We start from the raw sequence: 26643 nt of genomic DNA, 5'->3' as shown, positions 1-26643 counted from the left end.
CGGGCCGCCATGCAAACATGGCGACCCGTCGGACAATGCAAAGCTGACCGGTATTCAGCGGCTCAGCTGGATTGATGTCCGCTGCCAAACTCCCAGCTCATGGCCCAGGCGTAGAAGGCAATCAGCATCATCACATTCAGCATCAGGCTGAACAGGATGAACAGCATGGGCATGAACATCAGCGAGCCGTAGTGCATGATGATGGCAGCCAGAAAATAATGCAGCGGCGCTGCCACCAGCAGATAGGCCATGGAAATCGCCGTCAGCAGGATCTTCTCCACGATGGGCTTGTTCAGGATGTTGAAGGTGATGCTGTGTATCCACGGCACCAGGAAGGTCAGGATCAACACCGTTTCCAGGCAGGTGTGGTGGTATTCCGGCAGTGAATGCGTGAAACCGGCCGGATACAGCGCAAAGAACAGGCAGGCGCTGCCATGCACGATGACAATCAGGCGCAGCACGTAGCGCATGGGCGTGTTTTCCTTGTTGATCAGGAAAGACAGCACCAGCAATACCACGCATGCCACGCAATTGAGCCACCACTGCCAGTAGCTGGGCACCGAGGCGGACAGCTCCAGCCAGGGCAAGGAAACCATCGGGTGCAGCGGCCAGCCGTCAATAGCCTGACTGGACAGATCAGCCGGCACGCCGGTAAAGGCCACCGCCCAGGCGGTCAGCGTCTGCCAGAACTGCATCACCTGCGGCAGGAAAGCCAGCAGGATCAGGTCGAACAGCAATGGCAGGCCGATGATCTCCACCCAGCGTACCCGGGTGAAGCGCTCGGTTCGCATGGCGCGATGGCTCTGGATGACACCACCGGCATAGCCGGTGCTGCGCATCGCATTGAGCAAGTCCGCGCGCTGTTTGAGACTCATGGCAGGTCCCAGAACACGGAGGCGGAACCACCAGAGCGCTGGTAATACGTGCCGTGGTAGTAATCCACCGTGGCATGCACACCCCAGTGCGGGCCGATCCACTCTTTCCAGCCCAGGCTGTAATACTGGCTGTCAAACACCTGTTGCGAGGCGCTGTTGCCAACCGGCATGTAACCTTCACTGCCGGAATTGACCGACAGCACGATCTGACGCCAGCGGTCGCGACCATAGGTGACGGCACCATAGCCCTGGGTGGAAATGACACTGCCAGGATTGCTCAGGTTGCGGTGAATGCCGCCTTCGATGACCCACGGGCCGTCAAAGTAATAGATCAGGCCGGCGGTATAAACGCGGTCACTGTAGCCCTGGCGGTTGTCGTTGTAGGCAAAGCCGAAGGTGGATACCAGATTGCGATCGGCCAGCCATTTGCGGTTGATGGCTGCGCCGTAGTGCTTGTCAGCCCAGAAAGTACCGGCACTGCTCTTGCCGAATTCCAGACGACCGAACCAGTCCTGGTTGATGTCATGGTTCCAGCCGCCATTGAACGACGTGCCGCTTTCCCCGAAGCGGTGGTCATTCTGCACGATCCAGTCGAATACATTGGCGGTATCCGTCTGCCACACACCGGAAACAAAGGCGCTGTTCCAGTCGCCATTGCCACCGCTGACATGGTGACCGCCGCCGCCTACTTCAATGCTGCGGCTCATGGAGTACGGACCAGCCACTTCCGGTGCCGCAGCGGCCTCGGGAGCTTCAGGTGCGGCAGCGGCTTCAGCCGCCGGTGCCGCAGCAGCTTCCGCTGCAGCCGGGGCAGCTTCGGCGGCCGGCATGGCGTCTTCCGCCATCGCCAGCGGCGTGCTCAATACGCTGGCAAGCAGCAAGGCATAGTGTTGTTGTTTGAGTTTCATCATTCCCCTCACTGAGAAATACTTGTTGTCGGTAGATAGTCGATTTGCAAATCCTTGCCGGACTGCGCGGTAATGCGCCAGTCGGTGGCAGTTTCCTCGATGCGCGCGGCACCTGCCGTCACTTGCGGCTTGCCGCTGACGCCTGCCTTGGGCAGCAGCCAGCTCTGATCAGCCAGTGATTGCGGATTGTTCGCCTGAATGCGCAGGCGTCCATCCGTGGCGCCTGCCAGCGGACGGGTTTTCCATGTGGTCAGTTCGCGTTGCGACAGGAAGCGCGCCAGGCCGGACATGGTGTACCAGCGGAACTTGCCACTGCTGCGCAACGCAGCGGTTTGCGCCAGCCATTGGGCGGCAGCATCCTGGAAGAAATACACACCGGGCGGATGGAAATACACCAGGCGCGCTTCGCCCTGATCCACCACGAACCGGGTCATGGCCTGCAGCCAAGCCTGCATGCGCGGCTGACCGTAATTGTTGCGCACGCCTTCTTCAAACGAGGCTACCGCACCATCTGCCGAAACCGGGAAGGACCATGGGCGGCCATGCATGTCGGACGGATCAATAAAGGAGCGGGTCGGGCCCATCGACAGATTGGCCACCTGGTAGTAGGCAATCACGCCATGCTTGCGCAGCCAGTCGGTCACCCAGCCTGGCTGGTTGCCGTTGGGAGCGGAGTACTCGGTCAGCGGCTGATGGATGACGTTTTCCAGATCCTGCTTGTTATGCTCCAGATACGGCGTCCACTCTGCCCCGTTGTGCTCGTTGATGTTGAAGGCAAAGTAGTTGTGCGCCCAGCCACCATGGGCGCCGATTTCGTTACCCATGCCCTTGAGACGGCTGACCAGCGCCTGTGCCTGCGGGTTGTTGGCCAGATCCATACCCATGTGATCGCCGGGGCGATTGGTGTCCGGGCCGGTGGTGAAGTGGATGGAATACGGCCCCTGCTTGAGGAAGCCGATTTTCTCCAGCATGTCGATGTACGGCAGCGCATTGGCCGCATCGACGTGCCAGTTCATCACCAGTCCGCCAATGCCGTCCGGCACGGCGGACAAGCGCGGCAGATGCAATACCTGGCCATTGAAGAAGGCCATGAAGGAATGCAGCCACAAGCCGTCAGTACGCACTGCCAGATAACCCACCGGCAGATTGACGAACAAGACCTTGCCCTTGCCGTAATCACGCAGGCCGGCCAGTACCGAGCCGTCACGCCCCTGGGCCATCAGCTTGCCGGGGAACTGTCCGCGCGTTTCAAAATAGCTGAACGCCGCATTGTCATAGCCATAGGTTGTGGCCTGCAGCCAGCCATTGCCACTGGCGGTATAAGGCTGGAAGCGGCCGGGCGCAATGGCCAGGTCCGTGATGGTGGAAGGCGGCACCAGCAGCATGTCGTTGTGGATCATGCCCTTGCCGCGCTCGCGGAACAGCAGGTAGTCCACACCCACCAGACGGGTCAGTTCGGCACGATCCAGGAAGCGGCCATCGGCATTTTCGGTGGCTGCGTCATAGTTCAGCCACAGCGCCCCACCCTGGCGGACATATTCCTCCAGTACGCCACCCAGTGCGGATGTGACATGACGATGAATGCTGTCCGGCAACACCACGCCACGAATTTGCGCACGCTGCGCAGCATCCAGCGCCACAAAGTCGGCGGCGCGCATGGGAGTCATCAGCACACCGCTTTCTGCGGCGGCGTCTTGCCAGGTCAGCACGTATTTCCGCGAGGCTTCCGTATCCGGCAGCAACAAGACAATTCCGGCATCCGGAGCTGTCGCATTGCGGCTGCGCTGCAAATGCCACGCCAGACTGGCCAACAACACCAGAACCAGCAGCAGCACAAACCAGACCCACTTGGGCCATTGCTGTACTTTCATCAAACCTTACTTCCCCTCTTCTTGCTCAGCCGGATTGAAACGCTGTTCCAATCCCTGAAAAATAGCCTCTTCCAGCACATTCCAGCGCCGTCCGAGTCGCGATGGCGCTGCACGCTCCCACCATTGGCGCGCCACATCTTCCCGCTGGCTTTTAAGTGCAGCCAGGGTCAGCAGACCCCAGGCAAAATCCAGCTTCTTTTCATCCTGCATCAGCCATGGCCGCCCTTCGCCATTCAGCCAGTCATCCAGGCCGGGCTGCCCTGGCGGCAAGCGCATGCCCGCCATCAGCGGAAACAGCTGTGCGGCACTGCGCGGGTAGAACGCTGCCGCCGGTTCGCCGTGCGTGGCAGTCCGCCAGACATGACGGCGCGGGTTCCAGAACACCCGCACCATGGCGCGTTCCAGCTGGTCCGCCTGCTGGCAACCGAGGCCGGCATGGTGGCAGTCGTCACGCAAGGCTTCCAGCACTTCCGCGTTATCCATCAGGTAACCCAGATCGGCACCGCGGGCGTAATGAAACACGCCACTGGCAACACGCAGCCGCAGCAGGGCTTTTCTGGCCTTGCGCAGCGATTGCTGCAAGTCAGGGCTCATGTTGTCCGCTGTGCCATACACCCGGTACAGCAAGGACAGCCACAGGGCCATGGTGGAGTCATCGGCGTCAGCATTGGCAAATCGACGCCACTGGCCGTTCTTTCCCCGGATGAAGCGGGGAAAGCTGCCGTTGGCTTCCTGGCGCGGCTGCAGCCAGGCTATCCATACGGTGGCAGCGGGCTTGGCATCCAGCCCCAGCTCGTCCGCCGCCAGCAAGGCCTTCATGGCAAAGTACGGGTCAACCACGCCACCCTCGTGTTGCAGCAGGATGGCGCCGTCTTCCGTCTGGTACTGTTGCAAATCCAGGCTGTCATTGGCCATGGCGCTTCCTGTCCACAGCAAGCAGGACAAACCCAGCCATGCGAGTTCTTTACGCCAGCTGCGCACGTTCATGCCGGATCGCACCACGTGTCCGTGCCCATACGGTGCCATGCACCAGCATGGGCAGCTTCAGCCGGATGGAGCTGGAGGAGACGCTGATCGGGCTGTGCAGACTGCCCAGCACGCAACGACTGCCGATATAGACAAAGCGCTCGGCCACAATCGGGCCCAGCAGCAGACAGTCATTCAGGCAGGAAACCGACATGTCGGACACCATGGCCCCTTCGACAGCCACTGCATTGCCGATATGGATATTGCCACTGGCCTTGATGCTGCCCTGGATGTAACAACCATGGCCGATTTTCAGCGTGCCGTGCACCACCAGGTGTCCGCGGATGACCGTGTCGTCCGGAATGGTGAGATTGCCTTCCACCACCACCCGCTGGATGTCGTCATTGAAAAACACCGTATGTTCCAGTGTCGTAATGTCGAACTCGCGGTACGGACCCATCGGCATCACTGGCCGCCAGGATAGACCCATGCGAATGACAGGTGCCTGGATGCGCTGGAAGCTGGCCGGTCCGGCAAAGGTCATTTCCTGCGCTGCCACCATGCGGCCGAACAGCGTGGCATTACGGCCAATCAGCATGTGACGGGCACTGGCCCAGCGCACCACCGAATTGTGATCACCCAGGATCAGGTCGCCTTCGGCCAGCAAGCTGCGCAGGATAACCCCGCCATGGGTTTCCACATCCCCCGCGCAATACACTTCCTTGAGAAAGCTGAAATCAGACGGAATCACCAGTCCTGCCGTGGACAGTACTTCTTCCTCGACTGTTTTTTCCAGCAGCACACTCCAGGATGCCAGCCGGGAATTCCAGTAATTCTGCAGCTGATCCAGCAGGCCATGGCTTTCCAGGTATTTGCGATAGTTTTCGGCAAATACATTGGACGAACCGGTATGCAGACGATTGATACCCAGCGAAGTGACGTCGGTCTTGCGGATCAACTCCAGCAAGGCGGGCAACAAGGGCAGCAACATCAACAGCAATACGATTACAGCAAACAGCAATACCATCATTTGGCCTGCCCCCGATAACGCTTGGTCTTGTCCCAGTGCAGGTTTTGCGTCTTGCGGAAGGGCTCGATGATGAATTGCAGGATGGTGGCGTGCGAAATGGTCACCAGACTGACAATGAAACCAAAGATGGAGAACGGCAGAATGCGCAAGCGGTTGCCGCTGCCATCCAGATAGCAGGCCGTGCCGATTTCAAAAAACGCGGCAAAATTGCCCATCGCGCTGTAACACACCAGACCCAGGATCAGGAAGAAACCGGGCGAGGGCAAGACGCTGTCGAAGTAGAACAGGATCAGGGTGATCAACCAGCCCAAGAGCAAAAACGGCGACATGGCATAAGTGCCAAGCAAGAGCAGGCCGTCCGATTTTTCACGGAAGGGCACGCCCTTGGTGCGCAGCAAACGGCCCACGTGACGGGCCAGCGCCTGATTGTGGCCGCGCGTCCAGCGCATCAGCTGGCGAATGCGCACCGGCCAGCTTTCCGGGACTTCCTCATAGCATTCGGAACGGTTGGTATAAGCTGTCAGCCAGCCGCCAATCAGCAGGCGGTAGGTCAGGTCTGTGTCTTCGGCCAGCACGTCATCATGCCAGCCACCCACGCTTTCCAGCGCGGCCACGCGGATGCCACCCACGGTGCCACCATATTGCGGCACCAGCTTCATGTTCATCCGTGCCTGCTGGTCTACCTGGTAGCCCCCTGCCCGCTCCATGTCCAGCAGGCGGGTCAGCATGTTGGTGCCGGCATTGAGCGGTACCACGCGCCCCATCACCGCCCCTACTTCCGGGTCGAAAAACGGTGCCACCAGCTGTTTGAGCAAGCCGCGCCCCGGTACGTAGTCGGCATCGAACACGATGAAAATGTCGGTGTCGATCATGGCCGTGGCATCTTTCAGTGCAGCGGCCTTGCCCGGCTTGCCGGAGGTGCGGTGAAACGGACGGATGATGTCCGGACGACGTGCGGCAATCTGGTCGATGATTTCTCGCGTGCCATCGGAGGAACGGTCATTCACCGGCATGATGATCATGCGGCCATCCGGATAGTCGGACTCCAGCAAGGCTTCCATCGCATCGGCAATCACCGCCTCTTCGTTGTGCGCGGCAATGAATACCGTCACCCGCGGCCATTCGGCAGTCTCGATATCCAGATACGGATGGCGCTGCTTGCCGAACAGGCGGTTGAGGGTGAAGGCCATGTGACGCACTGCATACACCATGATGAAGGCCACAATCACGTACAGGATGATGGCCAGAATGCGCAGAAACCACAACGCAGGTGCCGAACGCTGGCCGTGGTGCGGCGGGTCTTCCTCCGCAGTGGCGCTGTTCTTGTCATCCTTGATCTGCTGTTCGATCACCGCCTGGGTACGGCTCAGCGCAGCCTCACTGGCCGCGCCCTTCACCTCGACTGCCGGGCTGTGACGTTGCGCCGCAGGCACGCTGGCGTCTGGCGGCAAATCCACCGCCTCTTCAATAGGCAGTGCCGCCAGGGCGGCGGCGGATTGACTGTTGGCTGCCGATGCAGGCTTGGCAGGCTTTGCAGCCTGCACTGTCATGCTCGCCCCCAGTAGCAGCAACATCAGCAAGGCGCGCACGCTGCGTCCCCGCTTGTGTTCAGCTTGCTGTGGCAAGGGTCGCCTCCGCAGCCATTTCATGCCGCAACTGCGGCAGGGATGCCAGAATGCTGGCAATGCGCCGTCCGGCAGAACCATCGCCATACGGGCTGTGCGCCTGCGACATATTGGCGTACACCATGGCGTCATCCAGCAGTTCGCTGGCGCAGCGCACGATGTTTTCCGCCTCCGTACCCACCAGACGCGCCACGCCGGCGGCCAGTGCTTCGGGGCGCTCGGTGGTGTCGCGGGTTACCAGTACCGGCTTGCCCAGCGCCGGGGCTTCTTCCTGGATACCACCGGAGTCGGTGATGATCAGGTGGCAACGGTTCATCAGATAGACAAAGGGCAGATATTCCTGCGGTTCGATCAGATGAATGTTGGATACGCGGGACAGCAGTTCGAACACCGGTTTGCGCACATTGGGGTTCAGGTGCACCGGGTAGACAATGTCCACATCCGGGTAGCGCTGAGCCAGTTTGAGCAGGCCGTTGCAGAAGCTGGCAAATTTGTCGCCAAAGTTCTCGCGGCGATGTCCGGTAACCAGAATCATGCGGGCATCGGTACGGATAAAGGAGAAGCTCTCCTCCATGCTGGCGCGCAGGTCGGCATTTTTTTGCAGTTTTTCCACTGCCAGCTTCAGGGTGTCAACCACACTGTTGCCGGTAATGAAAATGCGCGACGGATCGATTTTTTCCGCGTACAGGTTGCGGCAGGACTCTTCTGTCGGGGCAAAGTAGAAACTGGTCAGCGTATCGGTAACGCGGCGGTTCATTTCTTCCGGCCACGGCGAATACAGATCACCGGTACGCAAACCGGCTTCCACGTGGCCGATAGGCACCTTGCGGTAAAACGCAGCCAGGCTGGCACCCAGTGTGGTAGCGGTATCGCCATGCACCAGCACCACGTCGGGGCGCTCCTGCTCCAGCACCTTGTCGATGCCTTCGATCAGCCGCGCGGTCAGCGATGCCAGGCTTTGCCCCTGCTGCATCAGTTGCAGGTCGAAGTCAGGCTTGACCTCAAAAAAGTCCAGTACCTGATCCAGCATTTCCCGATGCTGACCCGTCACACAAACCCGCGACTCGATATTGGGAAAAGACTCCAGTGCCTGGATGACCGGCACCATTTTCACGGCTTCCGGCCGTGTACCGAATACTGTCAAAACCTTGATCACGCGACTACCCCGTTTGCATAATTCTTCATCTGCCCACATTGCGCACCTAACCTTTGCAATTGCTTGTGTCGTGCACTGAAACTGCCTGCCATCCCGACCTTGAAGGTCCATGATTGCTGCCACTCCGTTCTGCGTCCGTATTTTTATTGAGCAAACATCGTGCCCATTCTTGGCGGATTTCAGCCGGAGTGGCTTTTGTTTTTCTGTATTTTATTCGCAGACTGACGAAATTATCTAAATAAAAATTAATACCAACACATTATTTAAAATAAACAAGTTTATTTAAATAAGGGCTGAATTGGGATGATTTTTGTTGCGGAAAGTAATGTAACGCATGACAGCAGGATTTACAACACAAAATGAATGCATTTTAAACATATGCGTGACAATGCTGATGCCAATCATGCAGCAACTGCATTCTGACCCTGGCGCTGAGCATCAACTCCCTCGGGGCTGGCAGCATAAGGGGTGGACATTGTGGGCTGATGACAGCCTGCATGCTTGTTGCCAGCAGACGAAGGTCAGCAAGGCGATGGCTGACCATAACAGGCATTAGCTGACGCTTTTTGTCAGCTACGTGCCGTACCTGCATACGGCATGAACTTGTCAGTTGTCAGCGAAACTACAGCTTGTGCTGGCATAGACCATCGGGATGTTCTTTACTGAAGGTAAACAATAGGCACAAACAATCAGAACAGGTGGAGCATGCCATGCAATTTCTCGACAATATCAGTCTGACACGCAAGTTTCTGGTCAACTTCCTGCTCAGTGGTGGCGTATTGATTGCCGCCATTGTGTTTTGCATCTTGCAAATCCGGGCGGTAGGCAATGAAACGCATGAAATCGCACAGGACTGGCTACCTTCGGTGCAGTCTGTCGGAGAAATCAGCCAGTTGCGCCTGCGCTACCGGGTACGCAGCCTGGAATACATGCTGCCCAACAGCCCGGAAGAGCGCGCCAAGATGGAAAAATCCATGTCCGAGCTGGATCAGCAACTGCAAGCAGCCTTCAAGCACTACGAAACAATGATCAGTTCAGACACGGAAAAGGCTGCCTATCAACAGGCGGTGTCTGCCGCTGCTGCGTATCGTGAGGTGGTGAATCAGGCTGTCCAGTTGATGAAGGACGGCCATGAAGACCAGGCTCAAGCCCTGCGCAAGGGCGAGTGGGTGAAAAAGGCCAACAAGCTGCGCGACCTGACCGACTCCCTGATCAAGCTGAATGCGGATGGCGCGGCCGTGGCTGCGACGCGGGCGGATGCGGATGTCAAATCCGGCATAGCCGGTGGCATATTGGCACTGATTGTCGGCGTCATCCTGTCGCTGGCCTTGTCGCTGCTGGTGGCACGGCGCATTGCCGGCAGGCTGGACAATACGGTAGCCGCTGCACGGCGCATTGCCGATGGCGATTTGCGTGGCAGCCTGCCGCCCGCCAGCAGTGATGAGGTTGGCAAGCTGATTGTGGCAATGGGCAATATGCAAACCGCGCTGCGTGACGCAATGCAGGACTCGCGCCGCAATGCTGAGGTATTGCTGGAGTCATCCCGCCAGCTCAACCGCTCGGTACAGCAAATGGAACAGTCAGCCAGCCTGCAAAGTGAAGCTGCCTCCACCATTGCCGCCAATACCGAACAACTGACCGTTTCCATCAATCACGTGGCCAATGGCACGACTGAAGCCGCCAGCCTGAGCAGCGCGTCCGACCAGCAGGCAGCCAACGGCCTGGATGCATTGCGCGCCCTTGGCAGCCAGATCAACGATATTTCAGTGGTGGTTGGCAATGCCGCCGAACGGATTGCCCTGCTCCAGACCGAATCCGCCAAGATTTCATCCATTGTCGCCGTCATCAAGGACATTGCCGACCAGACCAATCTGCTGGCACTGAATGCCGCAATCGAAGCCGCCCGTGCCGGCGAGCAAGGGCGCGGCTTTGCCGTGGTGGCCGATGAAGTACGCAAGCTGTCCGAGCGCACCGCGCAATCCAGCAATGAAATCATCGTGATGGTGAATGCCATCCAGCAATCCACTCGCGATGTGGTGCATGGCGTGGATCAGGGCGTGGAGCTGATCAGCACCAGCGTCAGCAATGCCCATGCGGCAGGCGATACTGTATCCACCTTGCGTGACAGTGCGCGGCAGGTGGCAGGCATTGTCAACGAACTGAATACCGCGCTGCACGAACAGGCCGCTGCCGCTACCGAGGTGGCGCAAAAAGTGGAAACCATTGTCCAGCATGCAGAAGAAGCCAGCGCGACGGCTCACAGCACGGCGCAGTCGGCCGATGCGGTTGAAAAAATCGCCACCGACATGGAAAAGCTGGTGGCGCGCTTCCAGGTGTGAACGCACACAAAAAAGGCCACGCTTCCCGGCGTGGCCTTTTGACATGCAACTGGAGTTTACTGCTCCTTGAACATGGCCTTGATACCACGCAGGGCCTGCCGGATGCGCGCTTCGTTTTCGATCAGTGCAAAGCGCACATATTCGTCACCCTGGTCACCAAAACCGATACCGGGCGATACACATACCTTGGCCTTTTCCAGCATCAGGCGGGCGAATTCCAGTGAACCCAGTTCGCGCCACTGCTCCGGAATGCGCGCCCAGATATACATGGAAGCCTTGGGGCATTCCACTTCCCAGCCAATCTCGTTCAATCCCTTTACCAGCACGTCGCGGCGCTGCTGGTATTTGGCGGCGATATCACGCACGCATTGCTGATCGCCTTCCAGTGCGGCAATGGCGGCCACTTGCAGCGGGGTGAAGGTGCCGTAGTCGTGGTAGCTCTTCATCCGTGCCAGCGCGGCCACCAGGTCCGGGTTGCCCACCATGAAACCGATGCGCCAGCCCGCCATGTTGTAGCTCTTGCTGAGGGTGAAGAACTCGACGGCGATGTCCTTGGCGCCCGGCACCTGCATGATGGACGGCGCTTTCCAGCCATCAAACACGATGTCAGCATAGGCCAGGTCATGTACCACGAAGATGTCGTGCTTCTTGGCCAGGGCAATCACTTTTTCGAAGAAATCCAGCTCCACGCACTGCGCAGTGGGATTCGACGGAAAGCCCAGCACCATCATTTTGGGCTTGGGGTAGCTGCCACGGATGGCCTTTTCCAGCTCGGCAAAAAAGTCGATGCCCGGCACCAGCGGCACCGAACGGATTTGCGCCCCGGCAATTACCGCGCCGTAGATATGAATCGGATAACTCGGGTCCGGCACCAGCACGGTATCGCCGCCATCCAGCGTGGCCAGCATCAAGTGGGCCAGGCCTTCCTTGGAGCCGATGGTAACAATCGCCTCGCTATTAGGGTCGATGTCCACCTCGTAGCGGTCCTTGTACCAGCGCGAAATGGCTCGGCGCAGCCGTGGAATGCCCTTGGAGGCGGAATAGCCGTGGGTATCCGGGCGTTGCGACACTTCGTTGAGCTTGGCCACGATATGCGGCGGGGTGGCGCCGTCAGGGTTGCCCATGCTCAGGTCGATGATGTCCTCGCCACGTTGTCTGGCGGCCAGTTTCAGTTCGGCGGTGATATTGAATACGTAGGGAGGGAGACGATCGATGCGCGCAAAGCGGCGCTTGCCTGCAGAGGAAGCCATGAGAACCTTTCACGTAAGCGCCCGGAACCGTCCGAGCGACGTTGCCCATGAGGGGCAGACACGATCCTATCCCCGCCTGCTGCGATGCACAAGGATTTTTTGCCGTCGGCATTATTCTTGACAAGCCAGCGCTGGCAGCGCTGCAATGCGCACTTGTGTCTCCGCCCTATTAAGCCTTGCTCCCCATGACAGACAAGAACGGCCTGGATCGCATCGATCTGAAAATCCTCGACATCCTGCAACGCGATGGCCGCCTGCCCTTCCAGCGCCTGTCCGAGCAGGTAAACCTGACTCCGCGTCCTTGTCTGGAGCGGGTGCGCCGTCTGGAGAAGGCCGGCATCATCAAGGGCTACAGCGCCATCGTCGACCTGCCGCGCAGTGCACCGCCACTGGTGATTCTGGCGCAGGTGACGCTGGCCGACCATCTGGTTTCCCAGCAAGCCTTCATTGCCGAAATCCAGCGCACTCCGCAAGTACAGGATGGCTGGATGGTGAGTGGAACGGTGGATTTTTTACTGCGCATTGCCTGCCAGCATATTGACGAATATCGCCAGCTGGCCGACGCCTGGCTGGCCAGCACAGCGTTTCGCATCGAGAAAATCCTGACCACTACCGAGCTGCAAACCATCAAGCGCGATGGCCGCAGCCCGGATTAGCTTCACCGTCAGAAGCGCAAGGACAGGCAGGTAAGCCCGCCGTCCATCTTGCGGATTTCACTGGTATCGGTCTGGATGATGGGCAGGTCCAGCTGCTGTAGCTGGCGCAAGGTATGCGGATAGCCGCTGGGGGTGATCAGGGTGTTGTTGATCCACATGGTGTTGCCGGCGTATTCCTCGGCCGGGTCCAGCACGATATGGCGAAAATCGCGGAAGGCCGGTTCATCCACCGCCGCCGCCGACAGCAGCACGGTATTGCGCCCCACATAATTCACCACCGATTTCAGATGCAGGCCGGAAGCCACCGGCACTGCCTGCACGCTGTAGCCGAATTTTTCCACCTCGCGGGCAAAGCGGCTGATTCCAGCTTCATTGGTGCGGCTGGACAGGCCGATGAAGAAACGCTTGTCCACCATCAGCACATCGCCGCCATCCATGTGCTCGCCCTCACCCAGCCACACCGCATGGCGAAAACGCGATACCAGCGGAGCAATGCTGTGCACCTCGCCCCGCCGCGACGCCGCACCCGGATGGGTGATGATGGCCAGCTCCGGCATCATCACCGCCACGTCTTCCACAAAATGGGCATCGGGGAAATCCGGCAAGGCCGGTAGCGTGGTGACGGTCAGGCCAAGTTGCAGCAGGATGTCGATGTATTCACGAAACTGCTGCCGGGTGAGCGCGGCATCCGGCACGCCAAGGCTGGCCGTGGTCAGTCCGGCGGCAACGGTGTCGGCAGGCAGGCGGGTGATGGCATGGGTAAAGTACATGGCGATTGCTCCGGTAATGGGCTGATACGACAGGTGTTGTCTGTCTTGCTGCCCACCATTCTAGGGAGGTCTTCCTGCCAGAACGGTTGATATGCGGCCATGCCGCAGCCAATCTGCGCTGTGCTAGCGCCCTTACGCAGCCTGGTCGGTCCAGGCCAGTATCTGCCGGGCGCAACCTTCATCGGTCACCAGCCCGGACAGCCACTGACCGCGCAGCACCGCCAGAATGGCGGCAGCCTTGTTTTCCCCGCCGGCAAAGGCAATCACCGGGCGTTGCGGGGCATGCTGCAATGGAAGGCTGGTGACGCGCTGCTGGATGTCGGCAGCGGCCAGCTGGCCCTGTTTGTCGATGGGGCGGCCAATGATTTCAGCCACCGCATTCTGTGCCATCAGGGCTTGCACCTCGGCCTCGGTCAGAAAGCCGTCTTCCTGCAAGGCGCAGTGTTCGCCAATGGTGCCAATGCCGATGAATGCCACATCAGCCTGCGCCGCCAGCCCCTCCACCACATGGTAAAGCCGGTGGTTGCACCACAAGGCACGGTCAGTTGTGCTATCGGCATACAGCGGTGCGGGCAGCAGGAAATACTTGCTCTGGGTTTTTTGCGAGGCAGGCAAGGCCACGTCGTAGCGGTTGGATGACCCGTCATGTGCAATGGTGCCGATCAGCGACACCAGACGGTGTTGCGGGCAATCCAGCGGCGGCAGTTCGTCGATGATGGCCTTGAGGGTACGGCCCGAACCCAGCGCCACCACCATCGGTTTGTCCTGGGTGAGATAGCGCTGGAAGATTTGCGCACCGGCCACCGCCAGTTTTTGCTGCAGCTCGGCGGGCGAGTCCATGTCCTTGGGCACCACTTCGCACAAGCTCAGGCCGAATCTGGCCTGCAAGGCGGCAGCCAATTCCAGGCAATCCGCCACCGGGTGCTGTACCGACACCTTGACCAGACCGCTCTCCACTGCCGATGCCAACAGTCGTTGCGCCACCTGGCGCGACACATTCAACTGCTCGGCCACTTCGTTCTGGTTCTTGCCAGCCACGTAATACAACCAGGCTGCGCGCGCCGCCTGATCCAGCTTGTCCTGTTGTTTGGCCATCTCCCCTCCTGCCGGTTTTCCTGTCGGGCCCAGCCCTTGTTGTCTGGCGTTGTACCACCGCTCCTGCCCCCGGCGTCAAGCACTGTGTGAATGTGCAGCTTCTGTCCTGCCATGCCGCACTGGATACAACAGCGTGCGACATGTCGCCCATTGCTGGCGCAAGGCAAGCCTGATCAGCCTGCCAGCCCTTATGTGCGGCGCAGCAAAATGTCACGGAAAATCATGGTGCTATGCAACATCAGCCAGCCATCACAAAAAGCGCTTGACAGTAAATTTCAAATTAATGAATATTTGCCCACAACAAGGGCATTTGCTCTCAAAGCAAAACATCAAGCCTGCAACGGAGACAACACAGTGAAACTCGCCAACAAAACGGCCATCCTCACCGGGGCCGCCAGCGGCATCGGCATTGCCGTCGCCCGCCGCTATCTGCAAGAAGGTGCCAGCTGCCTGCTGGTGGACCTGAAACTCAACGACGAACTACAGGCATTGCAACAGGCACATCCACAGCATGTGGCCTTGCTGCAAGCCGACGTCACCCGGCGCGAGGATATCGCCGCCATTGTCAGCACCGCCGTACAGCACTTTGGCGGCATCGACATCCTGTACAACAACGCCGCCATCTTCGACATGCACCCGCTGCTGGACGAATCCTGGGACAGCTTCGACCGGCTGTTCGCAGTCAACGTGAAAGGCATGTTCTTCCTGCTGCAGGCCGTGGCACGCCGGATGGTGGAGCAAGGCCGTGGCGGCAAGATCATCAACCTGTCCTCCCAGGCTGGTCGCCGTGGCGAGGCGCTGGTGGCCCATTACTGCGCCACCAAGGCCGCCGTGATCAGCTATACCCAGTCTGCCGCCCTGGCACTGGCACCGCATGGCATCAATGTGAACGGCATTGCCCCCGGCGTGGTGGATACCCCGATGTGGAAAGATGTCGACGCGCTGTTTGCCCGCTACGAAGGCCGCCAGCCCGGCGAGAAAAAACGTCTGGTCGGCGAAGCCGTGCCGCTGGGCCGCATGGGCTTGCCGGAAGACCTGACCGGTGCTGCGCTGTTCCTGGCTTCGGCCGATTCCGACTACATCACCGCCCAGACGCTGAACGTGGACGGTGGCAACTGGATGAGCTGAGCCCTCGCGCCCGGCCATGCTGAATTTCCGTCCGCTTGCGGACTTTCCCCCGCTGTAGTGCAACCTTGCTGTACTGAAAAAATAAAGAGGAGACAGACATCATGCATCAGCAATACCAACGCCCGTCCCGTTTGCGCCAGATTGTCCTTGCCGGCAGCCTGGCCCTGGCTTCCCTGTCCGCAGGTGCAGCCACCACGCTCACCATTGCCGCGCTCAACAACCCGGACATGATCGAGCTGAAAAAACTGGCCCCGGCGTTCGAGCAGCAAAACCCGGACATCAAGCTCAACTGGGTGGTGCTGGAAGAAAACGTGCTGCGCCAGCGCGTCACCACCGACATTGCCACCAATAGCGGCAAGTTCGACGTGATGATGATTGGCACTTACGAAGCGCCGATCTGGGCCAAGAAGGGCTGGCTCTACCCGATGGACAAGCTGTCCGCCGACTATGACCTGAACGACGTGGTGAAAACCGCGCGTGACGGCCTGTCCTACGGCGGCAAGCTGTATGCACTGCCGTTCTACGTGGAAAGCTCGATGACTTTCTACCGCAAGGACCTGTTCAGCAAACTGGGCCTCACCATGCCGGAAAAGCCGACTTACACCCAGATTGCCGATTACGCCAAGGTACTGAAGGAAAAAGGTGGCGTGTATGGCATCTGTTTGCGTGGCAAGGCCGGCTGGGGCGAGAACATGGCCTTCCTGTCCACCCTGATCAACACCAATGGCGGGCGCTGGTTTGACGAGAAATGGCATCCCACCATCGATAGCCCGGAATGGAAAAAGTCGGTCGGCTTCTATGTGGACCTGCTGCAAAAGTACGGCCCGCCCGGTGCCAGCACCAACGGCTTCAATGAAAACCTGACCCTGTTTGCCAGCGGCAAGTGCGGCATGTGGATTGACGCCACCGTGGCAGCCGGCATGCTGTTCAACCCCAAGGAATCACAAGTGGCCGACAAGGTGGGCTTTGCCATGGCACCCACCGGTGTCACGCCCAAGGGCAGCAGCTGGTTGTGGTCGTGGTCCCTGGCCATTCCCAAGTCCTCCAAGCAGGAAGCCGCCGCCAAGCAGTTTGTGCAATGGGCCACCTCCAAGGACTACATCAAGCTGGTGGCCAAGGACCTGGGCTGGACTTCGGTTCCGCCGGGCACCCGCATTTCCACCTACAAGCAGCCGGAATACCAGAAGGCCGCGCCGTTTGCCAGCTTTGTGCTGAATGCCATCCAGTCGGCCAATCCCACCGACGCCACACTGAAAAAAGTGCCGTATAGCGGTATCCAGTTTGTCGGCATTCCGGAATTCCAGTCCTTCGGCACCGTGGTGGGTCAGTCCATCTCCGGCGCTCTGGCTGGCAACACCACCGTGGATGCAGCACTGAAGGCCGGTCAGGCCGCTGCCAACCGCGCCGTGGTGCAAGGTGGTTACCAGAAGTAAGCGCAGTCATGGCCAGGCCGGGCGCTGTCCTGTCGCCTGTGTCTGGCCAACCCTGCCTGTGATTCCCGTTTTGCTGGAGCAGTATTGATGAACTCCCCCACCCGCGAGGCAGTGCCCGCAGTTGAAAGCGGCCAGCCCCATGTCGCTGACGCTGCCGGCAACGCACGCAAATCCGTCTGGGCACAGCGCTGGCTGCTGTCCCCCGCTGTCCTCAGCCTGTTGCTGTGGTCGGTAGTGCCGCTGTTGATGACCATCTATTTTTCGGTCACCCGTTACAACCTGCTCAGCCCGGACGAGTCCGGTTTTGTCGGGCTGGATAATTACCGCTTCCTGTGGAGCGACCCGTCTTTCCTGCCGTCCATCTTCAATACCCTGCTGCTGACCGGCGCGGTACTGCTGATTTCGGTGGTGGGCGGTGTTCTGCTGGCGGTGCTGTTCGACCAGGAGTTCTTTGGTCGTGGCATTGCGCGCCTGCTGGTGATTGCACCCTTCTTTGTCATGCCCACCGTCAGTGCGCTGATCTGGAAGAACATGCTGTTGCACCCGGTATACGGCCTCCTGGCCGCGGCCATGCATGCACTGGGCCTGCAGCCCATCGACTGGCTGGGCCAGTACCCGATGTTTTCCATCATCATGATTGTCAGCTGGCAATGGCTGCCGTTTGCCTTCCTGATTCTGCTGACCGCCATCCAGTCGCTGGACCCGGAGCAAAAGGAAGCCGCGCAGATTGACGGTGCCGGCCCGTTTTCCATGTTCTTTTACATCGTGCTGCCGCACCTGAAGCGTGCCATCGGCGTGGTGGTGATGATTGAAACCATCTTCCTGCTGTCTATTTTTGCCGAAATCTACACCACCACGGCGGGCGGTCCGGGTACGGCCACCACCACCCTGTCCTTCCTGATCTACTCCATGGGCCTGCAACAGTTTGATGTGGGCATGGCGTCCACCGGCGGCATCCTGGCCGTGGTACTGGCCAATATCGTGTCGGTATTCCTGGTGCGCATGCTGGCCAGCAACCTCAAAGGGGAGAACGAGCAATGAGCGTCGCCCACAGCCGCCTGCGTTATGGCATCACCACGGCCGTGGCCTGGAGCCTGGCCATCCTGGTGTTCTTCCCCATCTTCTGGATGATGATCACCGCCTTCAAGACCGAGGAGCAGGCCTACCAGCTGAGCGTGATTTTCCAGCCCACGCTACAAAGCTTCCGCGAGGTGTTTGCCCGCAGCGACTACCTGTCCTTTGCCGGCAACTCCATCGCCATCTCGCTGGGCGTTACCGTGCTCAGCCTGCTGCTGGCCATTCCGGCGGCCTACAGCATGGCCTTCTTCCCCGGCCCGCGTAGCCAGAAAATCCTGCTGTGGATGATGTCCACCAAGATGATGCCCTCAGTCGGCGTGCTGCTGCCGGTCTACCTGCTGTGGAAGAACAGCGGGCTGCTGGACACCGTCAGCGGGCTGATCATCATCTATACGCTGATCAACCTGCCCATCGCGGTGTGGATGGCCTTTACCTACTTCTGCGAAGTACCGAAGGAGATCCTGGAAGCCGCGCGCATTGACGGTGCCAATACCTGGCAGGAAATCATCCACCTGCTGTTGCCGATGTCCTTGCCGGGCCTGGCCTCCACCGGCCTGCTGCTGTTGATCCTGTCCTGGAACGAGGCCTTCTGGAGTATCAACCTGTCCAGCTCGCATGCCGCGCCGCTGACGGTGTTCATCGCCTCCTACTCCAGCCCGGAAGGCTTGTTCTGGGCCAAGCTGTCCGCAGCCTCCCTGCTGGCTGTCGCGCCCATCATGGTGCTGGGCTGGCTGGCACAAAAGCAACTGGTACGCGGCCTTACCTTTGGAGCGGTCAAGTGAGCCAGACCTTCACCCATCTGATCAGCGACTGCGACGGCGTACTGCTGGACACCGAAGCCATCGCCTTTGAAGTGTTGCAGCGCGAACTGGCCGCCAGCATGCCCGGCATCGATGTGGCTGCCGCCATCCTGCCACGGCTTGGCCTGACGCTGGATGCGCTGCTGGCCGACATCGCCCGTCACCACCCCCTGTCCTTGTCGGCGTCAGACATCGAGCAACTGCGTGACACGGTGGAAGGCGAAGTGGCCGAGCGCCTGCAATTGATACCCGGCGTGGCCGCTGCCATGGCCGCCGTGCCGCTGCCGCGGGCGGTGGTCAGCAACAGCGCCGGGCACCGGGTACGTGCCGCACTGGACAAGACCGGTCTGGCTCCGCTGTTTGAGGGGCGCGTGTTCTGCGCTGACGAAGTGGGCGCGGCCAAGCCGGACCCGGCGCTGTATCTGGCCGCCAGCCAGGCTTTTGGCGTAGCACCGCTGCACTGCCTGGTGGTGGAAGACAGCGTGACCGGCGTACGCGCTGCGGTGGCTGCCGGCATGACGGTGCTGGGCTTTACCGGTGCCGGGCATGTGGCCGACGGCCAGTCCGACAAGCTGCTGGCCTGTGGGGCCTGCACCACCTTCAATGACATGCAGCGCCTGCCCGAGCTGGTGGCCCTGCTGAGCCAACACAACAAGCAATGACAAAAGCGGCGACTCAAGCCGCCGGAGGAGACAAGACATGGCAAGCGTCAACCTGCGTAATGTAAGCAAGCGCTATGGCGACAACCCGGAAGTGATGCGCGACATCAATCTGGACATTCAGGATGGAGAATTCGTGGTGTTTGTCGGCCCCAGCGGCTGCGGCAAGTCCACCCTGCTGCGCATGATTGCTGGCCTGGAAGACATCAGCGGTGGTGATTTGCTGATTGGCGAGGACCGCATGAATGCCGTGCCGCCCGCCAAGCGTGGCATCGCCATGGTGTTCCAGTCCTATGCGCTCTACCCGCATATGTCGCTGTACGACAATATGGCCTTCGGCCTGAAGCTGGCGGGCAAATCCAAAAGCGAGATAGATGCCGCCGTGCGCAAGGCTGCCAGCATCCTGCATATCGACCACCTGCTGGACCGCAAGCCCAAGGCGCTGTCCGGCGGCCAGCGCCAGCGTGTGGCCATTGGCCGCGCCATCACCCGCGAGCCCAAGGTTTTCCTGTTTGACGAGCCGCTGTCCAATCTGGATGCCGCGCTGCGGGTGAAAATGCGGCTGGAGTTCTCCCGTCTGCATCAGGACCTGAAAACCACCATGATCTACGTCACCCACGACCAGGTGGAAGCCATGACGCTGGCCGACAAGATCGTGGTGCTGTCTGCCGGGCGCATCGAACAGGTGGGTAGCCCGAAAACCCTGTACCACCACCCGGCCAACCGTTTTGTCGCGGGCTTTATCGGTTCGCCCAAGATGAACTTCATCGACGGCACCGTCAGCGCCATCGATGCCGAAACCGTCACCGTGCAAATCAACAACGGCGGCCTGCAACAGGTGTGTGTGGCGGCGCGCGGCATCAAGCCCGGCGATGCGGTCAGCATTGGTGTACGGCCGGAATACCTGCAACTGGACAGCGACAAGCCGGTGATCAAGGCCACGGTCAGCACCGTGGAAGGGCTGGGTGACTTCTCTTATATCTATGCCGCCTCCGCCAGCGCCGAAGAGCCGTTGATCAGCCGCATCCCGGACGCGCTGGAAGTAGCTAACGGCAGCGCAGTGGGCTTCTCCATCAAGCCGCACCACTGCCATCTGTTCGACAGCAAGGGTGAAGCCATGCCACGCACCACCCCGCCCACCCAGCACTGATACCAAGCATTGCCGCGCCTGCACCGCCCTTGCCCATACGGCAGGGGCGCGGGGACGGCTGCGCCCTGAACAAGCCAAACACAGGAAGCACAGATCATGACTTCATCCCGACAACAGCCCGGCTGGATGCACATTGGTGCCGGTTCCTTCCACCGCGCGCATCAGGCCTGGTATCTGGACCAGCTGGCCAAGCAGGGCCAGCCCGCCTGGAAGCTTTTGCTGGGCAATATCCGCGCCGACATGTCGCCACTGCTGGAACAGCTGGCCGCACAAAACGGCGTGTACACGCTGGAAACCATCTCCCCGGCAGGTGAGCACCGCTATGAGGAAATCCACGCCATTCAGGCCGTCATTCCCTGGGATGACCGGTTAGCCGCGCTGATTGCGGCGGGCGCGGACAGCAACACGCGGGTGATTTCCTTCACGGTGACCGAGGGTGGTTACTACCTGGACCAGCATCTGCAACTGGACACCGCCAATGCCGACCTCGCAGCCGACCTGCAAGGCGGCCTTAACACCATCTACGGCGCGATTGCCGCCATCCTGCGCACCCGCATGGCAGACAGCGGCACCCCGGTCACCCTGCTCAACTGTGACAACCTGCGCCATAACGGCGAGCGCTTTCACAGCGGACTGAAGCAGTTCTTGCAATTGCGTGGCGAAACCGGTTTGCTGGACTGGGTGGATAGCCACACCAGTAGCCCCAACTGCATGGTGGACCGCATCACCCCGCGCCCCACGCCGGAAGTTGTCGCGCGGGTACAGGCAGCCACCGGCAAGCACGACCCCTGCGCCATCATGGGCGAGTCCTTCATCCAGTGGGTGGTGGAAGACAACTTCATTGCCGGTCGCCCGGCGCTGGAGGCGGTAGGCGTGGAAATGGTGGAATCGGTACTGCCGTATGAGGAAGCCAAAATTCGCATCCTCAACGCCAGTCACAGCTGCATTGCCTGGGCCGGCACCTTGATCGGCCTGTCCAGCATTGACGAAAGCACCGCCGTGCCGTCCATCCGCCAGATGGCTTTCGATTACGTCACCCAGGACGTTATCCCCTGCCTGAGCCCCAGCCCGCTGGATCTGGCGGCCTACCGCGACACCGTGCTGGAGCGTTTTGGCAACCCGCACATCCGCGACAGCAACCAGCGCGTGGCTGCTGACGGCTTCTCCAAGGTGCCGGGTTTCATCGCCCCCACCCTGCAACAATCTGTGGCGCGTGGTGCGGTGCCGGAGGCCACCTGCATGCTGCCGGCGTTGTTCTTCCGCTTCCTGCAACGCTGGCAAGCCAATACACTGCCATACACCTATCAGGACGGTATCATGGACGCCGCTGCCTGCCGCCAGATGCTGACCGCCGCCGACCCGGTGGCCGCCTTCTGCGCCGACCCCATGCTATGGGGCAGCCTGGCTGGCACAGCTCAACTGGAAGCACCGCTGCGTGCGGCGCTGCAAAAAGTCGACCAGTGGCTGGATGGCATACAGGCAGGCTGATTCGGGCAATCCGCTGGAGAGAGCGATGTATCTTGGAATTGATCTGGGCACCTCGGAAGTCAAGGTTGTCCTGCTGGATGAGGCTGGAGGCCTGCTGGCCGTCGCCGGGGAAAGCCTGAGCGTATCCCGGCCACGGCCCGGCTGGTCCGAGCAGCAGCCGGAAGACTGGTGGCAGGCCACCAGCAAGGCCATTGCCAAGCTGCGAGACAAGGCTGGCGCGGCCTTTGCCGGCGTGCGCGCCATCGGCCTGTCCGGCCAGATGCATGGCGCAGTGCTGCTGGACGAGCACGACCGGGTATTGCGCCCGGCCATTTTGTGGAACGACTTGCGCAGTGTGGCCGAATGCCAGGCACTGACGGCTGCTGCGCCGCGTCTGCACCAGCTGGCAGGAAACCTGGCCATGCCGGGCTTTACCGCACCCAAGCTGTTGTGGGTGGCCAGCCACGAGCCGGAGCTGTTTGCCGCCACCGCTACCGTACTGCTACCCAAGGACTACCTGCGCCTGCGCATGACCGGGGCCAAGGTGTGTGACACCTCGGATGCGTCCGGTACCTTGTGGCTGGATGTAGCCGAGCGCGACTGGTCGGACGAATTGCTGGCCGCCTCCGGCATGCGGCGCGAGCAGATGCCGCAACTGGTGGAAGGCCTGCAAGCTGCGGGCAGCCTGCTGCCGGAAGTCGCCGCCGCCTGGGGTCTGGGTGATGACGTCATCGTGGCCGGTGGTGCTGGCGATGGCGCGGCCAGTGCGGTTGGAATCGGCGCGGTGCAACCGGGGGATGGTTTCCTCTCGCTTGGCACCTCCGGCGTGATGTTTGTGGTGGACGACAGTTTCCGCCCCAATCCGGCCTCCGCCCTGCATACCTTCTGTCATGCCCTGCCCGGCCGCTGGAACCAGATGAGCGTGATGCTGGCCGCCGCCAGTTGCCTGCGCTGGTTCTGCAAGCTCACCAGCGTGGATGAAGCCAGCCTGCTGCAGGAAATCGAAGCCATGCCGGACGAGGCGCGCGCCAGTGCGCCGGTATTCCTGCCCTATCTGTCCGGCGAACGCACCCCGCACAACGACCCATTCGCCCCCGGCGTGTTCTGGGGCCTGACCCAGGCGCACGACCGCGCTGCGCTGGGCTATGCGGTGCTGGAAGGCGTCAGCTTCGGCATGGTGGATGGGCTGGATGCGCTGCGTGCCGCCGGTAGTCAGGTCAGCCAGCTGTCGCTGGTGGGTGGTGGCGCGCGCAGCCCGTTCTGGGCACAACTGCTGGCCGATGCGCTGCAACTGGATATTGTCACCCACGTGGGCAGTGAAGCCGGCGGTGCGCTGGGCGCCGCCCGGCTGGGCTGGCTGGCTGCGGGGGGTGATATCGCCACCGTATGCACCAGGCCGCCGGTGCAGGCCGTGTATCAGCCGGATGCCCAGCGCCATCAGGCGCTGCAAGGCCGTCTGCAACTTTTCCGTGACATCTACCGGAACCGACCGGTTCCGCATCAAGAGGCCTGAGCATGAACTTGCTGGCACAACTCAAGCAATACACCACCGTGGTGGCCGACACCGGCGACTTCCAGCTGATCCGCCAGTACGCACCGCAGGACGCCACCACCAATCCGTCCCTGATTCTCAAGGCGGCCCAGCAGCCGGCCTACCGCCAGCTGGTACTGGATACGCTGGCAGACAAGCGCCAACTGCCTGTCGAGCAGCAGATCGACGCACTGCTGATTGCCTTTGGCCTGCGCATTCTGGACAGCGTGCCGGGCCGGGTCTCCACCGAAGTGGATGCGCGCCTGTCTTTCGACCGTGCAGCCACCGAGGCCAAGGCCCGCCAGCTGATTGCCCTGTATCAGGCTGCCGGAGTGGACACATCCCGCGTGCTGATCAAGATAGCCGCCACCTGGGAAGGCATTCAGGCGGCAGCGGCGCTGGAGCGCGACGGCATTCACTGCAACCTCACCCTGCTGTTTGCCCCGGTACAGGCCGCCGCCTGTGCCCGCGCTGGCGTGCGCCTGATTTCGCCCTTTGTCGGCCGCATTTACGACTGGTACAAGAAAACCGCCGGGGCCAGCTGGGACGAAGCCGCGCATGCCGGCGTCAACGACCCCGGCGTACGCTCGGTACGGCGCATTTACGCCCTGCTGCGCCAGCAGGGCTTTGCTACCGAAGTGATGGGAGCGAGCTTCCGCTCCACCGGGCAGATCCTGGCATTGGCCGGTTGCGACCTGCTCACCATCAGCCCGGATTTGCTGCAACAGCTGCAACAGCTGCAACAGGCGGATGGCGTGTTACAGCCGCAACTGCATGCCGGCATGGAGCTAGGGGAAGACACCCTGCCCGCCAGCCTGCTGGACGATGCCGTCAATGAAAGCCGCTTCCGCTTTGCGCTGAATGAAGACGCAATGGCAACCGAAAAGCTGGCCGAGGGCATCCGCCTGTTTGCCGCCGATACCGAAAAACTGGCGCAGTGGCTGCAAGCACTGCCAAACGATTGAGTGCAGGAGAACTTCATGTTTCTGGTTTGTGGAGAAGCACTGTTCGACTTTTTTGTCGATCAGCCCGCCAGTGCCGACTGCTGGCCACAACTGCGTTATCAGGCGGTGCCGGGCGGCTCGCCCTTCAATGTCGCCATCGGGCTGGCGCGGCTGGGTCAGCGCACTGCCCTGTTCAGCGGCATAGCAGAGGATTTCCTTGGCCGGCAGTTGCTTGCCGTGCTGGAACAGGAAGGCGTGGATTGCCGCCACCTGCAGCGTCGCCAATTGCCCACCACACTGGCGCTGGTGGGGCTGGATACCGCAGGCAAGCCGCAATACAGCTTTTATGGTGACAAGGCACCGGAAGCCAGCCTTAGCCTTGCCGACCTGCCGCAGCTGGACGATGCGGTACAGGGGATTCATGTCGGGTCGTATGCGCTGGTGAGCCACCCCACCGGTGACAGCCTGCAACAGCTGGTGGCGCGCGAAAGCAAGCAGCGGTTGATCAGCCTGGACCCGAACATCCGCCTGAACGTGGAGCCGGACCTGAACCGCTGGCGCAGCGTGCTGGACTTCCATGCCAACCATGCTCATCTGATCAAGGTGAGCGACGAAGACCTGCAACTGCTCTACCCGGACTTGCCGGTGGAAGAAGCCGCCCGCCGCTGGCTGGGCGGGCAATGCAGTCTGGTGATACTGACTCGTGGCGGCGATGGCGTCACCGTGTTCAGCCCGCACCACGGCGAATGGTCGCTGCCGGCCTTACCGGTGGACGTGGTGGACAGCGTGGGCGCGGGCGACACCTTCCAGGCTGCCTTGCTGTGCCATCTGGCCGAGCAGGGTCTGGCCAGTCCGGCCGCGCTGGACAGCCTGGATAAAGTGCAAATCAATACCCTGCTGCAATTTGCCATCCGCGCCGCTGCCATCACCTGCTCGCGCCGTGGGCCGGACTTGCCACGGCGTGCAGAATTATCTGCCGCCTGAGCTTCCGTCACAAAGCCCGGTCAGCCACTCAGCTGCCCGGGCTTTTTTTGTGCCACACCCCAAACCCCCACCATTCACTGCTAACAACGCCGGCCGATTGCCCATTCCCCGGAAGGATTATTTCTTGGCGTTATATATCCGGGTATATTACGCACTCGTCCCTCACACCGGAGTGCCCGATGAAAGCAAGGCGGATTGCCCTTTCCCTGTGCAGCATGTTGCTGGCAGGACATACCCTGGCCGGGGAAATCACTGTTTCTGCCGCCGCCAGCCTCACCAATGCCTTCAAGGATATTGCCCAGAGTTTTGAAGCGAAAAATCCGGGCAGCAAGGTCAACTTCAACTTTGCCGCTTCCGGCGCACTGTTGCAGCAAATGGCCAAGGGAGCACCGGTGGATGTGTTTGCCTCGGCCGATCAGGAAACCATGGACAGCGCGGTAAAGCAGAAACTGGTGAACAGTGCCGACCGCAAGGACTTTGCCCGCAATACGCTGGTGCTGATTGTGCCTGCCGACAGCAAGCTGAAGCTGCAACAGCTGTCCGACCTGCAACAGCCTGCCATCAAGCATGTGGCACTGGGCGTTCCGGCCAGCGTGCCGGTAGGCCGCTACGCCAAGCGGGCGCTGGAAAATGCCCGCCTGTGGCCAGCGGTGGAGGCCAAGGCCATCAACACCCAGAACGTACGCCAGTCGCTGGATTACGTAGCCCGTGGCGAGGTGGAAGCCGGTTTTGTCTACCAGACCGACGCCGCCATCATGCCGGACAAGGTGAAAGTGGCGTTTGCCGTGCCGCTGGATGAAACCATCAGCTATCCGGTGGCACGCACCACCAGCGCGGCCAATGCCGCCGAGGCACAACGCTTTGTCAGCTATCTGTTGTCGCCTGCTGCCCAGGCCATTCTGGCCCGCTACGGATTCAGCAAACCCTGA

General features: G+C 60.7%; 23 protein-coding genes. 13 read left to right on the top strand and 10 right to left on the bottom strand.

All coding sequences use genetic code 11. The annotated features are described in order from the left end of the window. Positions 1 to 62 precede the first annotated feature (62 nt). The 7 genes from ACE3SE_RS16095 to wecB are packed head-to-tail and all read right to left on the bottom strand — an operon-like array spanning position 63 to position 8431. Positions 63 to 875, bottom strand: a complete 813-nt coding sequence (locus ACE3SE_RS16095) for a hypothetical protein (protein ID WP_153013211.1) — start codon at positions 873 to 875, stop codon at positions 63 to 65. Further along, positions 872 to 1786, bottom strand: coding sequence for a YaiO family outer membrane beta-barrel protein (locus ACE3SE_RS16090; RefSeq protein ID WP_131360064.1), 915 nt, complete (start codon positions 1784 to 1786; stop codon positions 872 to 874). Before ACE3SE_RS16090 ends, ACE3SE_RS16095 begins: the two co-directional genes overlap by 4 nt. Before the next feature lie 5 nt (positions 1787 to 1791). Continuing rightward, positions 1792 to 3654 carry a hypothetical protein gene (locus ACE3SE_RS16085; RefSeq protein WP_374556753.1) on the bottom strand — a complete coding sequence of 621 codons (1863 nt, stop codon included), beginning with the start codon at positions 3652 to 3654 and terminating at the stop codon, positions 1792 to 1794. A gap of 6 nt (positions 3655 to 3660) precedes the next feature. Next, entirely contained in the window at positions 3661 to 4569 is a 909-nt protein-coding gene (locus ACE3SE_RS16080) for a hypothetical protein (RefSeq protein ID WP_062786886.1), read from the bottom strand. Positions 4570 to 4618: 49 nt separating this feature from the next. Beyond that, positions 4619 to 5650: a hypothetical protein gene (locus ACE3SE_RS16075; RefSeq protein WP_374556751.1), complete on the bottom strand. Its 1032-nt coding sequence runs from the start codon at positions 5648 to 5650 to the stop codon at positions 4619 to 4621. Further along, on the bottom strand, positions 5647 to 7275 hold the full coding sequence (locus ACE3SE_RS16070) for a glycosyltransferase family 2 protein (protein WP_207389802.1): 1629 nt from the start codon (positions 7273 to 7275) through the stop codon (positions 5647 to 5649). The genes ACE3SE_RS16075 and ACE3SE_RS16070 overlap by 4 nt, the downstream gene beginning before the upstream one ends. Then, on the bottom strand, positions 7259 to 8431 hold the full coding sequence (gene wecB / locus ACE3SE_RS16065) for a non-hydrolyzing UDP-N-acetylglucosamine 2-epimerase (RefSeq protein WP_131360070.1): 1173 nt from the start codon (positions 8429 to 8431) through the stop codon (positions 7259 to 7261). Before wecB ends, ACE3SE_RS16070 begins: the two co-directional genes overlap by 17 nt. A 710-nt stretch (positions 8432 to 9141) precedes the next feature. On the opposite strand from wecB, the gene ACE3SE_RS16060 reads away from it, so the two are divergent. Beyond that, a complete protein-coding gene (locus ACE3SE_RS16060) occupies positions 9142 to 10770 on the top strand; it encodes a methyl-accepting chemotaxis protein (protein WP_374556748.1) in 1629 nt (542 codons plus the stop codon). 56 nt (positions 10771 to 10826) lie between these two features. Here ACE3SE_RS16060 and alaC read toward each other — a convergent pair whose 3' ends face one another. Beyond that, on the bottom strand, positions 10827 to 12020 hold the full coding sequence (alaC, locus tag ACE3SE_RS16055) for an alanine transaminase (RefSeq protein ID WP_062786898.1): 1194 nt from the start codon (positions 12018 to 12020) through the stop codon (positions 10827 to 10829). 185 nt (positions 12021 to 12205) lie between these two features. On the opposite strand from alaC, the gene ACE3SE_RS16050 reads away from it, so the two are divergent. Next, positions 12206 to 12676 carry an Lrp/AsnC family transcriptional regulator gene (locus ACE3SE_RS16050; protein ID WP_045844780.1) on the top strand — a complete coding sequence of 157 codons (471 nt, stop codon included), beginning with the start codon at positions 12206 to 12208 and terminating at the stop codon, positions 12674 to 12676. Between the two features lie 8 nt (positions 12677 to 12684). Here ACE3SE_RS16050 and ACE3SE_RS16045 read toward each other — a convergent pair whose 3' ends face one another. Together ACE3SE_RS16045 and ACE3SE_RS16040 are read right to left on the bottom strand one after the other, a co-directional pair. Then, entirely contained in the window at positions 12685 to 13446 is a 762-nt protein-coding gene (locus ACE3SE_RS16045) for a dimethylarginine dimethylaminohydrolase family protein (protein WP_374556745.1), read from the bottom strand. A 132-nt stretch (positions 13447 to 13578) separates the two neighbouring features. Further along, positions 13579 to 14541 (bottom strand): sugar-binding transcriptional regulator, encoded by a 963-nt coding sequence (locus ACE3SE_RS16040; RefSeq protein WP_374556743.1) that lies wholly within the window; start codon positions 14539 to 14541, stop codon positions 13579 to 13581. A gap of 354 nt (positions 14542 to 14895) precedes the next feature. Between ACE3SE_RS16040 and ACE3SE_RS16035 the strand changes: the two genes are divergently transcribed. From ACE3SE_RS16035 to modA, 11 genes are all read left to right on the top strand, one after another. Beyond that, positions 14896 to 15669: an L-iditol 2-dehydrogenase gene (locus ACE3SE_RS16035; RefSeq protein WP_374556741.1), complete on the top strand. Its 774-nt coding sequence runs from the start codon at positions 14896 to 14898 to the stop codon at positions 15667 to 15669. A 101-nt stretch (positions 15670 to 15770) separates the two neighbouring features. Beyond that, complete coding sequence (locus ACE3SE_RS16030; RefSeq protein ID WP_045844784.1) at positions 15771 to 17102, top strand: ABC transporter substrate-binding protein; 1332 nt, start codon at positions 15771 to 15773, stop codon at positions 17100 to 17102. Between the two features lie 87 nt (positions 17103 to 17189). Next, positions 17190 to 18143, top strand: a complete 954-nt coding sequence (locus ACE3SE_RS16025; protein ID WP_131360084.1) for a carbohydrate ABC transporter permease — start codon at positions 17190 to 17192, stop codon at positions 18141 to 18143. Continuing rightward, a complete protein-coding gene (locus ACE3SE_RS16020; RefSeq protein WP_374556738.1) occupies positions 18140 to 18961 on the top strand; it encodes a carbohydrate ABC transporter permease in 822 nt (273 codons plus the stop codon). The genes ACE3SE_RS16025 and ACE3SE_RS16020 overlap by 4 nt, the downstream gene beginning before the upstream one ends. Further along, positions 18958 to 19641: an HAD family hydrolase gene (locus tag ACE3SE_RS16015; protein WP_374556736.1), complete on the top strand. Its 684-nt coding sequence runs from the start codon at positions 18958 to 18960 to the stop codon at positions 19639 to 19641. The genes ACE3SE_RS16020 and ACE3SE_RS16015 overlap by 4 nt, the downstream gene beginning before the upstream one ends. Before the next feature lie 37 nt (positions 19642 to 19678). Continuing rightward, complete coding sequence (locus tag ACE3SE_RS16010; RefSeq protein ID WP_374556734.1) at positions 19679 to 20788, top strand: ABC transporter ATP-binding protein; 1110 nt, start codon at positions 19679 to 19681, stop codon at positions 20786 to 20788. A gap of 96 nt (positions 20789 to 20884) precedes the next feature. Next, positions 20885 to 22276: a D-arabinitol 4-dehydrogenase gene (dalD, locus tag ACE3SE_RS16005; protein ID WP_374556732.1), complete on the top strand. Its 1392-nt coding sequence runs from the start codon at positions 20885 to 20887 to the stop codon at positions 22274 to 22276. Between the two features lie 25 nt (positions 22277 to 22301). Beyond that, positions 22302 to 23768 (top strand): xylulokinase, encoded by a 1467-nt coding sequence (xylB, locus tag ACE3SE_RS16000; protein ID WP_374556730.1) that lies wholly within the window; start codon positions 22302 to 22304, stop codon positions 23766 to 23768. A 2-nt stretch (positions 23769 to 23770) separates the two neighbouring features. Continuing rightward, complete coding sequence (gene tal / locus ACE3SE_RS15995; RefSeq protein WP_374556728.1) at positions 23771 to 24751, top strand: transaldolase; 981 nt, start codon at positions 23771 to 23773, stop codon at positions 24749 to 24751. A gap of 15 nt (positions 24752 to 24766) precedes the next feature. Next, the gene (locus tag ACE3SE_RS15990; RefSeq protein WP_374556726.1) at positions 24767 to 25714 is read left to right on the top strand and encodes a carbohydrate kinase family protein; all 948 of its coding nucleotides are present in this window, start codon (positions 24767 to 24769) and stop codon (positions 25712 to 25714) included. Between the two features lie 179 nt (positions 25715 to 25893). Continuing rightward, the gene (modA, locus tag ACE3SE_RS15985) at positions 25894 to 26643 is read left to right on the top strand and encodes a molybdate ABC transporter substrate-binding protein (RefSeq protein ID WP_374556724.1); all 750 of its coding nucleotides are present in this window, start codon (positions 25894 to 25896) and stop codon (positions 26641 to 26643) included.

It is taken from the genome of Aquitalea pelogenes (genome assembly GCF_041914625.1).
Lineage (GTDB): Bacteria > Pseudomonadota > Gammaproteobacteria > Burkholderiales > Chromobacteriaceae > Aquitalea > Aquitalea pelogenes.
Note: the sequence above shows the minus strand (reverse complement) of the source record. Positions and strands in the feature narration are given on the sequence as shown.